The organism is Streptomyces sp. (assembly GCF_036566765.1).
GTDB lineage: Bacteria > Actinomycetota > Actinomycetes > Streptomycetales > Streptomycetaceae > Streptomyces.
In genome coordinates this window covers 1-12,024 of sequence record NZ_DATCVQ010000414.1, presented here as the reverse complement: position 1 = coordinate 12,024, position 12,024 = coordinate 1, and the positions used below count along the sequence as shown (strand labels likewise).

Below are 12,024 nucleotides of genomic sequence, written 5' to 3'. Positions count from 1 at the left end.
TTATGTGGTGGTGGTGTCTGGCGCGGTGAGTGCCTGCTCGACGCGACTCATCGCCTGCCTGGTCGTGATCCCGATGCGGGCGAGGGCTTCAACTGCTCCCTCCGTCTTGCCGATGACTACCGCCTTCGCGGCGAGCGAGATCGGGTGGTCGCCGTGGGTGTAGACGAGAGTTCCCCGGAGCGTCGAGTGTCCGAGCTGGTCCGACGCAGCCACGAGGTTCGCGACCCTCTGGCCGAACTCGGCCATCAGGACGAGGTGCTCCAGCTCCGCCTGGTTTACGAGGACGTCGGTCATCACTTGCCCCCCTTGCTGCCCTTGGGTGGCTTCGGCTTCTTCGGCGGCTTGGGCTTGCGGATCTTGTGACCCCAGCCCTCGCCCTTCGGGTGCTTCTTGCCGTTGAGGGGGCTCATGCCGTCCTCGATTCGGACAGCTCCCCGGCGAGTACCTCGACATCGGAGCGGTCGAAGAGCTTCGTGCCGGTGCGCCCGGGCAGTTGCCGAACGGGCGTGAGCTTGCGCTCCTCGGGGCGCAGGCGCTCGTCTGACCAGCGCGTCAGCGTGGAGCGGTCGACCCCGAGGATCTCTGCCGCCTCGGCGCTTGTGATGAGGTCAGGTGTGTTCATGTGACGCAGTCTTGTGCAAAACACAAGTCTGTGTCAAGCTTTTCCGCATGACAGTTCTGAGGGGATTGACGAGCGCACAAGTTAGTGCGCATACTGAGGGCATGAGCGAGATGACAGCCACTGCCCCGGTCACAATCCCTGAGTGGGACATGGCCGACCGGCTATCGAAGAGCCTGCGTCACGCGGGCATCGAGCCGGCGGACATGGCGGGCTACCTCGAGGTGCACCGCAATACGGTCTCGAACTGGACTCATGGCAGGACAAAGCCGCCCACAGCTGCGGTCAGGCTGTGGGCGTGGCGCACCGGAGTGCCGTACGAGTGGCTCGCATACGGTGTTACGGGGCTCCCGCACCAGGACTCGAACCTGGAACCCTCTGGTTCCAGTCACGAGGCCCTATCTGAGCGGGAACCGAGCCCGTCCGAGGTGCTGGCGTTCCGCAAGCGTATCGGTCACATGGGTGAAATTCGGTCATCCGTTCGGTCATCGAAGGTCGCGAGATCATGACGACTCCCGACATGTCCGGCACTATCCCGAAGATCACCGATCTTGGGGGAGACGTGACGGTATGGACAAGGACGTCCGACCGCTGGACCACCGCCATCGACGACTGGACCGAATGGATGCGCGCCGAGAGCGCCCGGCCGGCCACCGTGGCCAAGCGCCGCTACCAGGTGATGCGCTTCGCCGAGGCACACCTGGGCACCTCGCCGTGGAAGATCACCACCGGTGAGCTGGTGACCTGGCTGAGTCAGTACGAGTGGAAGCCGGAGACCCGTCGCTCCTACCGGGCCGCGCTGCGCAGCTTCTACAAGTGGGCCCGTACCCTCAGGCACGTCCGGGCCAACCCGGCCGAGGTGCTGCCCTCGGTGCGCCCGCCGAAGGCAGCGGCCCGGCCCACCCCGGACCGCATTCTGGACTCCGCGCTGTTCCGGTGCACCGACCGGGACCGGCTGGTGCTGTTGTGCGCGGCCTACGCCGGGATGCGGCGCGCCGAGATCGCCGGGTTTCGCTGGGACTGGATCGAGGCCGGCGTGGTGCGCATCGTCGGCAAGGGTGGGCGGGTTCGGCAGGTGCCGCTGCACCCGACGCTGCGCCGCGAGCTCGATGGCGAGCTGGCCCGCCGCGACGCCGCCACTACCGGCACCGGCTACCGCTACACCCTCGGCCTGGACGAGTACGTATTCCCGGGCCAGCACGGCGGGCCGATGGACCCGGACGTCATCGGCAAGATCGGATCACGGGCGCTGGCCGCGAAGGGCTGGACGCTGCACACCCTGCGGCACCGCTTCGCCACCCGCGCCTACGCCCTCGGTGGGCACGATCTGCTGGCCGTGCAGGACCTGCTCGGGCATGCTTCGCCGGAGACCACCCGTCGCTACACCCAGACCCCGGACGGCGCGCTGAGCCAGGCCGTCGCCGCCGTCTGACCTACGAAGGAGACCACCATGGACGACGCCGAGCAGACCGACCGCCGCCAGACCGCCCGTCCCGTGCGCGAGTTCGTGCAGCGGACCGCCCCGGACCCGGACGCCGAGGATGTCCAGCCCGGTGACCGGTGGCGGACGCGGAAGTTCGGCCCCACCTACATCTTCGGCAAGGACCGCAAGTGGTGGCTCGACAACGGGGACCCGCAGCCGACCCCGGCCGCGGGCCCCGCGCAGTCGGCGGAAGAGGGCACGTGCGACCTCTGCGGCCAGTACATGATCCGCACCGCCGACGACTGCTGGCACCCAGCGGGCTCGCGAGCGTGTCCGCCCGAGCCCGAGTCGGGTGCCGACTGGCACGCGTGGTATCAGGCGGGCAACCGGCCGGGGCGTCCTGGCCGTGAGCACTTCGTTTCGAAGGCCACCTGATGGCCAAGCTCGCCGAACTCCGCACCTCGCGCGGCATGACTCAGCACCAGGTCGCGCGCTTGCTGGGTACGTCCCAGTCTCGCGTGTCGGTGATCGAGTCGACGCCGATCGACCGGCTGCTGATCGGCACCATCCAGCGCTATCTCCGGGCCGTCGGCGCTGACATGTCGGTCTACGTGCTCATCGGTGACCAGACCTTCCCCGTCCACGTCGGCGACGAGCAGGACGGGTGGCCCGACGCGGCCCGCCACCGAGCTGCGGAGGTGCAGGCATGAAGCTCCGGTGCCTGATCAACGGCCACGACTTTCACCCGACGGTGTACGAGTTCCTCGACCATGACGGCCAGCGCATCTCGACGAGCGTGAAGGAATGGACGTGCCCCCGGTGCGGCCACTCCTTTGAGGACCCCGACTTCGAGGTGCCGCCGATCCCATGATCCACCCTCGCCCGTGCAGGTTCGCCGATGGACAAACGGACGCCGCAGAGATGCCGCCGTCCGGCCCGTTCGATTCGGGCTCCGGGCTCGTGAGTGACGACAACGGAGGAAGGTAGAGAGATGGCTGAGAAGGACACGGCGACGTGCGCACTGTGGTGGTGGCATCGCGGCAATGCTGGCTTCTCGCTGTACGACACCGAGGAGGACGCCGCTCAGGATGCTCTCTACATGGAGGACTCCGGCGAAGCCGCCGTGGTAGGTGTCCAGTTCGCTGACGGCCGGATCATCAAGGCCGACGATTGGCCCGCGTTGGCCGTCGCTCGCGTCGAGTATGAGCGCAGGTGGCAGGAGCGGTCGAAGGTTCTCGCAGCCAAGCCGCCCCCGATCATGCGCACCATCACGGAACCCTTCGGTGGGGCCACGGTGAAGGCCGAAGCCGGCGAAATCCCTGACTGGCTTGGCGGGCGGCCCGAGCAGACCTGACAAAAGCGGCCCGCTCCGGTGCGGCGAACACCGAGCCGGGGCCTCGACCGATCCCTGACTGGAGGAGATCGACCGTGGGTGACATGTTGCCAGGAGGACGCCCGCCGAATCTACGGCGGTTCGTGCTCACCGTGATCGCAGTGTTCGCCGCGCTGGTGGGGTTCGTGGCCGCCGTGCTGATGGGAGGATGAGGGGTATGGCTGAGTTCGGAGACGCTCGGCTACCGGCACGCTTTTGGTCGAAGGTGTCGCTTGATCAGTCAGGCTGCTGGCTTTGGACCGCTGGCCAGAATCGCAACGGCTATGCCCGGTTCATGGACTCTCGGCAGGTCAACCGCGTCGGGCATCGGATCGCGTACGAGGCGCTGATTGGGTCGATCCCAGAGGGGCTCCAGTTGGACCATCTGTGCCGCGTCCGGCACTGCGTTAATCCCAGCCACGTCGAGCCGGTGACCCAGCGCGAGAATCTTCGAAGAGGCGACACCATCACCGCTCGGTCCGCCGCCGCCACGCATTGCCCAGCGGGACACCCCTACACCGGCGATAATCTGTACATCAACCCAAAGGGGCATCGCTACTGCCGGAAGTGCCAGCTGGCACGCAATGCACAGCGGAAACTCGACCACCCTGAGATTGTGGCCCAGCAGCACCGCGAGGCCGACCGCCGTTACCGCGAGCGCAAGAGGGCACGCGCCGCCGCAGGAGGTACCCAGTGACCAACCCCCTCATCGCCTTCCTCAACGCCAGACTCGACGACGACGAAGCCCCCGCCCGCCGGTCCTACGACGAGGCTGGCGACTACGACATCCGCGCGTCGGACGCCACGCTCGACCACTTCGCGAACTGGAAGCCGGAGCGCGTGCTGGCTGAGGTGGCGGCCAAGCGGAAGCTTCTGGAGCGGGTCGCCCTCCCGTGCGGGTTCTGCCTCAACGCCGTCCGATGCGTCGAGCACGACGTGAGCGCGGGGCCGCCCGGGGTGTGGCGCTTCGCGTTCGAGGAGGACGAGCAGATCGCCCGCCTGCTGGCTGAGGGCTACGCGTGGCATGAGGACTTCGACGAGGGGTGGCGGGTGTGAGCGGATGGCTGTGGTTCGACGCGGTGAGTAGGATGCCCACCGTGACGACCGACGGCCCCAGCCCGTGGCTCCAGGCACCCGACGACCTCCGCGCTCTGCCCGTGGGCACCCTCGTGCAGTCGGTCAGCCGGGGCTACCTGAAACGCCTCGAGACCGACTACTGGATCGACCCCAACGACGAGGACGCCGTGGCGCGTGACGCCGACGAGATTACCGGCGAGTACATCGTCGTACCTCCGAACCGAGCTCGGTTCAACACCGAGGGCGTCTGAGTCGGGGTGACCACCTACACGGTGTGCGTCGGCTACACCGTGCAGCGCCCGCTGATCCCCGACGAGCGCCACTCCTGGGTCCGGATCGAGGGCGAAACCGCCGCAGCCGCGAGTCTGCTGGCCGCACAGATCGTCGGAACACACTGCACCATGGTCACCTCGACGGATATCGTGGCCGCCGAGATCTGATCCACAGATCCGGGGGGAGCACCACCATGCGAAACGTGATCAACATCGGCTACTCATCGGGCGTATTCGACCTGTTCCACATCGGGCACCTGAACATCCTTCGGCGGGCCAAGCTCGCATGTGACTACCTCATAGCCTCGGTGCTGTCGGACGAGGTCGCCTTCGAGGTCAAGGGGCGTCGGCCCGTGGTGCCGTTCGAAGAGCGGCTCGAGATCGTCCGTGCGCTGGCACCAGTTGACGCCGCGGTGGGCGAGTTCACCACCGACAAGATGCAGATGTGGGCGCAACTCGGGTTCACCACCATGTTCAAGGGCAACGACTGGAAGGGGACGCCCAGGGCGCTCAGGTGGGAGGCCCAGTTCGCCGAGGTCGGGGTTGAGGTCGTGTACCTGCCGTACACCGAGCACACGTCGAGCACGCGGCTGCGGACGATCATCGACGAACGCACAGCCAGCGAAGGATGACCGCCGCGCTCATCGGTCTGGCGGTCGTGAACTACCTCAACGCAGAAACTCCCCCGACCCTTCCTCTGGAATGAGGAAGGGTCGGGGGAGTTGGCGATGCGCGAGGGTGTCAGTCTGTCACGTGATGCTCAGTACCCCCACGGGGCGCGCGGGGATTTCCGGGCTGTCTGTCACCTTGTACCAGACCATGTACTTCCCCGGGGCCAGCGTCACAGCACCAGCGGGGCCGAGCAGGACACGCGCGGTGCGGGTCGTACCAGCGGTACCCACCCAGGCGGCGACCTTCCAGTCACCGGACACCGGAGACGACGCCGTGTCCATGTCCACGAACGCCAGATGCACCGGCTGCGCGTCGAGGACCGACGACGTGGTGATCTCGACGCCGAAGTACTCCAGGGTGATCGCCGGACGCTGCGCCTCGGTGGTCATTCGAAAGCCCCTCTCCACTGGTCGGCGACGAACGCGGCTTGCGGGTCAGATGGGAACTCGCTGCGCCACGTCGGCGGGGCGAAACCAGCGGATGCGTCGAGCTCGGGGCTGCCGTCGTCGGCACCGATCGCCTGCGGGTCCAGCGCCACCGCAGTGAGTGTGGCCGTCGCGGGCACCAGCGTGACCGTCACGGAGCCAGGGACGGCGGCCAGCTCGACAGCGGTGAGCGTGGCAACTGCTGGCGTGAGGACAACGGTGACTGCACCCGGTTCGGGGTCGAGCGCCATGGCTGTGAGTGTTGCGGTGGCAGGCGTCAGCGTGACGGACACCGGGCCGGGCTGAGGGTCGAGCGCCACCGCTGACAGGGTGGCCACCGCTGGTGTCAGCGTGACCGACGAGCCGGCCGATACCGGGTCGAGAGGCACGGCCGTCAGCGTGGCCACGGCGGGCGTCAGGGCCACCGCAACAGGGCCGGGCACGGGGTTGAGCGGGACTGCTGTGAGCGTTGCGGTGGCGGGTGTCAGCGTCACGGAGACCACGCCCGGGTCGGGGTCCAGTGCGGCGGCGGACAGTGTCGCGACCGCGGGCGTGAGGTTGACCGTCACGGGCTGCGGGTCTGGGTCGAGAGCGACCGCAGTGAGTGTCGCCGTCGCCGGGGTTAGCGTGACCGACGAGGACGCCACGTGGCGCACGCGGAAGACCGCCTGCTGGCCCGTCGAGGCCACCGTCAACAGCGTGATGCCGACTGTCGCCGTAGAGGACGCCGGTCCTGCGGTTACGGTGTTGGTGGCGCACACGAAACGGACGTCGTCGCCCTGGGTGGACGCGGCGTCGAACTGCTCGGTCGCACCGCCGAACGTGCAGCCTGTCGCGGTCAGGACGCGCGTGCCCATCCCGGTGACGGCGTCCGTGGTGGCACCGGAGGCGACCAGCAGGTGGTCGCCGCTCGTCCAGTCCGGGGTGGAGGCAGTGGTGCCTGACCACACGGTGGCGCTGGTGGTCTGCTCGACGAACTGGGCGTGGAACGTGTAGACCCCGGCGGAGTCCTTGCGGTAGACGTACGGCGAGCTCAGTGAGACCAGGACGCCGGTCCCAGCGGCCATGCTGATCAGTGGCAGCGCATCATCGGCGGACCCGTCCAGCGTGCGGGCGAACGCGCTGATCCGGACCTTGCCCTGGTCCACCGCAGAGCCGGTCACGCCGCCAGCATTCGAGGCGACGAGCGGCCACGGACCCGGGGCCGTCGGGCTGGTGCTCTCCGTCCGGTGCTTGGAGTAGGCGACCACCACGACGTAGTCGCCGACGTTCGGGGTGAAGCTGGTGTACGCCGGGGTCTGCGCGGAGGTCGCACCCGAGGCCGTCGTGATGGCGACGTGGACCGCAGTGAGGCCCATGGTGCGGTCAGCCCTGGCGGAAGAAGTCGCTGACGTTCACGTTCAGGCCGCCGTCGACAGGCTGCGGGAACCCGGTCGTGTAGATGCCGATGAGGTTGCGCGCCGCGTCGCTGGCACCCTCCTGGTAGATCGCCACGCCCTGGGCGGTGACGCCGGGTGCGGCGGAGAATGCGATGGTGTCGCAGTCGATGTTGACCCGGTTGTTCGTGTCGTCCTGCGTTGCGGTCTCGTTGGCGAGCGCGATCCGCTCGGCCGCGACGGCGACGCTAGTGACGGCCTCGAGGTCGGCGACGGTGTCCAGGTCGGGGTCAGCGGTGCCGGTCTGGGTGCCGGTGAAGTAGCAGCACCGGAGGTCTGCGGCGGCCAGCCACTTGCTGACCATCTCGTACTTCCCGCGGTTGGTGGTTGTCTCCGCCATGGCGGTCCCTACTTTCCCGAGAGCTTGTCGAAGATGACTTTCCGCTCGGCATCTGTGATCACGCCGTCTTCGAGCGCGGTCGACTGTGCGGCCATGCCGCCAGCCAGAGACTTGGACTGCTTGGAGATGTAGGGCACCGAGGTCCCGATGAGGACGCGGACACCCTCTGCCAGCAGCTCCACCGTCTCCGTCAGCTTGGCGATCGCCGCGCCCTGGTCGGCCAGCATCTGTTCCTGCTCCGGCGTCATCGCGACCTCCTGTGGTTCGTACGAGGCGTGGATCGGCATCAGGACCACACCCCGCCGTACGGGTCGAAGGCCCGCAGGATCTGATCGGCGCTGTCGGTCAGGATGTAGTCGATGCCGTCGGCGAGCGCGGCACGGACCGTGGTGCTGTCGTTGACCGTGGACGCCCCGGCTTTCATGCCCGCGTTCTTGATGTTGGTCACGCGGGCACGGTGCGTCAGGTAGGCCGCGTCACCCGGGGAGATGAACGCCAGCATCGTCTGCTGCGCGGTGGCCAGCGGGATCACCGTGGTGTACGTGGAGTTGTCCACGCCGAACACGCCCATCCGCTTCGGCACCGGCCAGACGGCGCGCATGTCGTCGAGGTCGCCGGACCCGGACGGCATGAAGATGACCTTCTTCGCGACGGGCGAGGCGGCGATGATGGCCGCCACATCGTCGAGGTCGGAGGCCGCGACGTAGCCCTGCACCAGGATGGCCGGGAAGTCGTACTCCTCGCAGGCCGCGAGGTACTCGGCCAGGGTGGGCATCCCCAGCGCCTGGCACGCCGCTGTGGTGAGCGAAGACACGAGCCCGGTGCCGGTGGTGGTGCGGTCCACGGTGTCGTCGTGGCAGAGGACGTAGCCCCCGTTGCTTGTCTTCCTGGCGTCGACCTCCACGCCGTTCAGCAGCGGGGCGTCGGCAGCCAGCAGCGCCAGCGTCGGGATCTTCTCCTCGGCCTCGTCGCCGTACCGGAGCAGGGACCCGCGGTGGGCGATGACGGCGGCCCGGTTCCGGGGCTTGTCGATCGGGTGGTAGACCTCGAACGAGTTGATCCGGGACGCCTCGTCGTTGGTGCCGTTGAACGTGATGCCCACCGCAGAGCCGGGCAGATCCTCGCTGCCGGTCAGGCTGTAGGTCAGCTTCACCACGCCGTCGAGCTTGACGACGATGTTCAGGCCGATGGACTCCACCTCGAGCGTGTAGGTGGTGCCGTCCGCCAGGCCGGCCGCGGTGTTGGCGATCAGGGTCGTGTCGGAACCGGCCGTGCCCTGGGACAGCAGGGTGATGCTGTTCGCGGACCCGGCGGCGATCTTGCGGATACGAACGTAGAGCCGTTTCTCGGTGGCGGTCGTGGTCTTCACCGAGCGGAGCACCACGCCGACGTCAGTCGTGTTCGTGGTGGCCGAGGTGGTGAAGTTCATCCGGATGCCGACGTCGTTGGTGTAGCACTCGGCGATCGCGTAGACGCGGGACGATGCTGCCGCCACCACTTGCACGGCGTTGGACACGATTTGGAAGCTGGACAGGTTGGAGCCCAGCCAGGAGCTGCCCGTGTCGAGGTCGCCGCCGAAGCCGGTGGCCGTGTCGGCGCGGGTGAACATGTCGCGCAGCATCAGCGCGTCCTCGGACCAGGCCGCCACCCGGCGCCGTGTCTGGGTTGCCAATGCGGCGAGCGCGCCCAGGTACTTCTGCCACTCGTTGTGCGGCAGCACCAGCAGCCGCCGGTAGGCCGAGGAGGTGTTGCCGTCACCGTCGGTGACCGTCAGGTACGGGCGGAACTCGGTCGGCGAGTGCAGGAACGGGATCTCCACGCGGGCGGTGCCGTCGCCGTTGTCGATGATCGGCAGCGTGTTCGGCCAGCCCGGAGCAGCGCCGACCCAGACCTTCGTCAGCGAGGCGTACGTGTCGTCGGCGTCGGTAGTGGCCGAGGCGTCGAGGTCGACGTACGGGGTGATGAGCGGGTCGATGTTCTCCAGGTCCTCGCCAGCGTTCGCGACGGGTGCCGCGCCGACGGCGGTGGAGTTGCCCCGGATGATGAGGACGTGAGTGGAGCCGACTGCAGACTGGTTCGCAGTCCAGACATCGCCGCCGACGAAGTCACCCGAGGACAGCCCCACCGGGTTGTACCCGATGGCCACCGAGGAGAATGTCGTGGTGCCACCGCAGAACGCCTCGTCGGAGACGGTCATCGTGGCCGGCACGGTCCAGTTCGACGTGTTGGGTGTCGACGCACCGCGGGAGTCGAGCGCGATCTGAATCTCGATGCAGTCGTCCTCGCCGATGACGCCCGTCGGCATGGCGTGGTTGGTCGTCGCCGCACCCTGCACCGTATACATGATCAGGTGGTCCGGGTCGGTGGCGTGCACGTCGGCGAGGATGATCCAGGCCCCGCAAATCTTGAGGTTGCCGCCGCCCTGCGTGAGGGTAACCAGGTCGCCGGAGTCCGACGAGCCGACGTCGCCGACGAACCGGAACGCCTCGTGTCCGCTCGTCTCCACGGCACCCGACCCGAGCGCCGCCATGGTGGGCCCGGCCGTGACTGTCAGGGTGCGGGTGGACGAGGCCGTGCCGAAGATCATGTACAGCCGCGAGCCGTCCGGGATGCTGGGCGGCAGGTTGAACGAGTAGGTGGCCGCAGACGAGTCGAAGGCGATCGCGTCGAAGGCGAAGACGGTGGGCTGGGCCATCTCAGCTCCTCAAGCTCGACACGCCGCGGTACACGAAGTCCTGCACGAGCTGCGTCTGGTTGACCTCGTGCGGGCTGGTGACGGAAGCGACCGTGACCGCGTCGCGGACGATGCGGGCAGACACGACGCCCTCCGCGAGTGGCCGGGTGACCGACGTCATGCCCGCGGTGCACGCCTGCGCGCCACCCTGGACGACCCCGTCGATGAGGATCTCGACGTCGGCGTCCTCAGTGAGGAACACCCGGGCCTCGATGTCGTTCTTCGCCGAGGTGCCACCGGACACCGGGTCGTGGAACTCGGTCTGGAACGCCGAGGTGAACGTCGCGCCGGTGGTCAGATGCTTGCGGTGGAACAGGTAGATCGCGTCACGCATGATCGTCGGCGCGGCGCCCATCTTGAACCAGGTGGTGTAGTAGCTGACCAGGTCCAGCCAGGTGTTGCCGCTGTCGACGGTCGGGCAGATGAACGCCGACTCGGAGAAGTCGTCCCAGGTCGGGATCTGAATGAAATCGGCCCCGCCGTCGATGGCCGCCCGGAACGCCTCATGCAGGGCACGGCTACCGTGCGCCTCCCACCACGAGCCCGAGTACGGCCGGACGTCCTGCGGGGACGCCCAGTGCATCCACTTCTTGCCGAACGTCGCGCGGCAGTAGGCCGGCGCGTTGCGGTTGTTGTTCGTCTCGTTGGCGTTGTTCGCCGGGTCGCGATCGCCCCACCGGGAGTGGCCCCACGAGATGGAGTCGAAGCTCGGTGCCTGCGCGGTGGCTGTCCAGCTGTTCACGTAGCAGGGCATGAAGTCGGTCGGGTGCCCGAGCGTGGACAGCCTGGCCAGCACCTGCTGCCAGAACGTGGCCGCCGCCGAGCCACCGGTGCCCACCTTGTTCGGTGCCTTCTCCGGCCCGAACGCGGTCAGCAGCATCCGTCCGCTGGCGTTCCGGAAGATCGACGACCGGGAGGCAATCGTCGCCAGGTAATCGCCGAGGCTGACCGCGGAGCTGGTCGCCGCCGTGTTGCCGTCGGGCATCGGGATGACCCTGAACGTTGGATCGCCCATGTCCTCGACCGCGCCGAGCAGGTTCTCGCAGCGGGTCCGGAACGAGTTGCCCGACGTGATCGACACCATCTCCAGGGTGAAGCCGTCCAGGCCTGCGTCACGGGCGGCGATGCACTCGGCCAGCTTCATGCGCCGGTCAAAGTTGCCCGTGCGGTCGGTGTCGTTCGGCTTCCGGTCGCGCACGTACCCGCCGTAGACCCGGTGGTCGGTCGAGCCCTCGACCTCGCCGGGCGGCATCCACTTCGTCCAGTAGTCGCCGGAGCCGATGGCCACCGGGAACGTCGGGAAGTAGTGCGCGAGCACGTACTTGCCGCTGGCCGCCAGGACCGAGCGGTTGGGCATGTCGAACGGTAGCCACGGCGTCGGGCTCGGCGGGATCGGCGCGATGACACTGCGCCCGTACTGTGTCCACGCCAGCGGGTTGCCCTGCCGGTGCAGGACGGTCGTCATGGAGTCTGCCTGCGCAGGAACACGTCGTCGGCCAGCGCCTCCGGCCCAGGGTCCTCCTCGCCGAGGAACAGCCCGACCATGTCGGTGCGCGGCGTCGACCGGGTGTAGATGCCGGAGCCTGGCGCTGACTCCTTCACGGCGAACACCATGCCCGACGGCATCCGCGCGATGGCGAGGATTCCCGTCAGG

General features: G+C 68.0%; 20 protein-coding genes. 11 read left to right on the top strand and 9 right to left on the bottom strand.

From position 1 onward, the window contains the following. Together VIU94_RS24045 and VIU94_RS24040 are read right to left on the bottom strand one after the other, a co-directional pair. Positions 1-294 (bottom strand): hypothetical protein, encoded by a 294-nt coding sequence (locus VIU94_RS24045; RefSeq protein WP_331913994.1) that lies wholly within the window; start codon positions 292-294, stop codon positions 1-3. Between the two features lie 112 nt (positions 295-406). Beyond that, entirely contained in the window at positions 407-622 is a 216-nt protein-coding gene (locus VIU94_RS24040; protein ID WP_331913992.1) for a MerR family transcriptional regulator, read from the bottom strand. A 101-nt stretch (positions 623-723) separates the two neighbouring features. Here VIU94_RS24040 and VIU94_RS24035 point away from each other — a divergent pair, with 101 nt between their 5' ends. The 11 genes from VIU94_RS24035 to VIU94_RS23985 all read left to right on the top strand — a co-directional run bounded on the left by VIU94_RS24035 (position 724) and on the right by VIU94_RS23985 (position 5,395). After that, positions 724-1,128: a helix-turn-helix domain-containing protein gene (locus tag VIU94_RS24035; protein ID WP_331913990.1), complete on the top strand. Its 405-nt coding sequence runs from the start codon at positions 724-726 to the stop codon at positions 1,126-1,128. Then, a complete protein-coding gene (locus VIU94_RS24030) occupies positions 1,125-2,051 on the top strand; it encodes a tyrosine-type recombinase/integrase (RefSeq protein ID WP_331913988.1) in 927 nt (308 codons plus the stop codon). The genes VIU94_RS24035 and VIU94_RS24030 overlap by 4 nt, the downstream gene beginning before the upstream one ends. Positions 2,052-2,069: 18 nt before the next feature. Further along, positions 2,070-2,477, top strand: coding sequence for a hypothetical protein (locus VIU94_RS24025; RefSeq protein ID WP_331913986.1), 408 nt, complete (start codon positions 2,070-2,072; stop codon positions 2,475-2,477). Continuing rightward, complete coding sequence (gene relB, locus VIU94_RS24020; RefSeq protein WP_331913984.1) at positions 2,477-2,752, top strand: type II toxin-antitoxin system RelB family anti-toxin; 276 nt, start codon at positions 2,477-2,479, stop codon at positions 2,750-2,752. Before VIU94_RS24025 ends, relB begins: the two co-directional genes overlap by 1 nt. Further along, entirely contained in the window at positions 2,749-2,913 is a 165-nt protein-coding gene (locus VIU94_RS24015; RefSeq protein WP_331913982.1) for a hypothetical protein, read from the top strand. The genes relB and VIU94_RS24015 overlap by 4 nt, the downstream gene beginning before the upstream one ends. Before the next feature lie 120 nt (positions 2,914-3,033). Then, positions 3,034-3,396 carry a hypothetical protein gene (locus VIU94_RS24010; RefSeq protein WP_331913980.1) on the top strand — a complete coding sequence of 121 codons (363 nt, stop codon included), beginning with the start codon at positions 3,034-3,036 and terminating at the stop codon, positions 3,394-3,396. A gap of 196 nt (positions 3,397-3,592) precedes the next feature. Continuing rightward, positions 3,593-4,111, top strand: a complete 519-nt coding sequence (locus VIU94_RS24005; RefSeq protein ID WP_331913978.1) for an HNH endonuclease signature motif containing protein — start codon at positions 3,593-3,595, stop codon at positions 4,109-4,111. Further along, complete coding sequence (locus tag VIU94_RS24000) at positions 4,108-4,470, top strand: DUF6221 family protein (RefSeq protein ID WP_331913976.1); 363 nt, start codon at positions 4,108-4,110, stop codon at positions 4,468-4,470. Before VIU94_RS24005 ends, VIU94_RS24000 begins: the two co-directional genes overlap by 4 nt. A 41-nt stretch (positions 4,471-4,511) precedes the next feature. Continuing rightward, on the top strand, positions 4,512-4,742 hold the full coding sequence (locus tag VIU94_RS23995) for a hypothetical protein (RefSeq protein ID WP_331913974.1): 231 nt from the start codon (positions 4,512-4,514) through the stop codon (positions 4,740-4,742). A 6-nt stretch (positions 4,743-4,748) separates the two neighbouring features. Then, on the top strand, positions 4,749-4,931 hold the full coding sequence (locus VIU94_RS23990) for a hypothetical protein (RefSeq protein WP_331913972.1): 183 nt from the start codon (positions 4,749-4,751) through the stop codon (positions 4,929-4,931). Between the two features lie 26 nt (positions 4,932-4,957). Further along, a complete protein-coding gene (locus tag VIU94_RS23985; RefSeq protein ID WP_414721000.1) occupies positions 4,958-5,395 on the top strand; it encodes an FAD synthase family protein in 438 nt (145 codons plus the stop codon). Between the two features lie 117 nt (positions 5,396-5,512). On the opposite strand, the gene VIU94_RS23980 is transcribed toward VIU94_RS23985, so the two are convergent. The 7 genes from VIU94_RS23980 to VIU94_RS23950 all read right to left on the bottom strand — a co-directional run. Continuing rightward, on the bottom strand, positions 5,513-5,824 hold the full coding sequence (locus VIU94_RS23980) for a hypothetical protein (protein ID WP_331913968.1): 312 nt from the start codon (positions 5,822-5,824) through the stop codon (positions 5,513-5,515). Then, positions 5,821-7,218: a hypothetical protein gene (locus VIU94_RS23975; protein WP_331913966.1), complete on the bottom strand. Its 1,398-nt coding sequence runs from the start codon at positions 7,216-7,218 to the stop codon at positions 5,821-5,823. The genes VIU94_RS23980 and VIU94_RS23975 overlap by 4 nt, the downstream gene beginning before the upstream one ends. 7 nt (positions 7,219-7,225) lie before the next feature. Further along, positions 7,226-7,636, bottom strand: coding sequence for a hypothetical protein (locus tag VIU94_RS23970; protein ID WP_331913964.1), 411 nt, complete (start codon positions 7,634-7,636; stop codon positions 7,226-7,228). Positions 7,637-7,644: 8 nt separating this feature from the next. Then, a complete protein-coding gene (locus tag VIU94_RS23965; protein ID WP_331913962.1) occupies positions 7,645-7,923 on the bottom strand; it encodes a hypothetical protein in 279 nt (92 codons plus the stop codon). Next, positions 7,923-10,331: a glycerophosphodiester phosphodiesterase gene (locus VIU94_RS23960; RefSeq protein ID WP_331913960.1), complete on the bottom strand. Its 2,409-nt coding sequence runs from the start codon at positions 10,329-10,331 to the stop codon at positions 7,923-7,925. The genes VIU94_RS23965 and VIU94_RS23960 overlap by 1 nt, the downstream gene beginning before the upstream one ends. A 1-nt stretch (position 10,332) precedes the next feature. After that, on the bottom strand, positions 10,333-11,835 hold the full coding sequence (locus tag VIU94_RS23955; protein WP_331913958.1) for an endo-1,3-alpha-glucanase family glycosylhydrolase: 1,503 nt from the start codon (positions 11,833-11,835) through the stop codon (positions 10,333-10,335). After that, positions 11,832-12,024 (bottom strand): hypothetical protein (locus VIU94_RS23950; protein WP_331913957.1); only part of this gene is annotated, 193 nt, incomplete at its 5' end. The genes VIU94_RS23955 and VIU94_RS23950, both read right to left, overlap by 4 nt.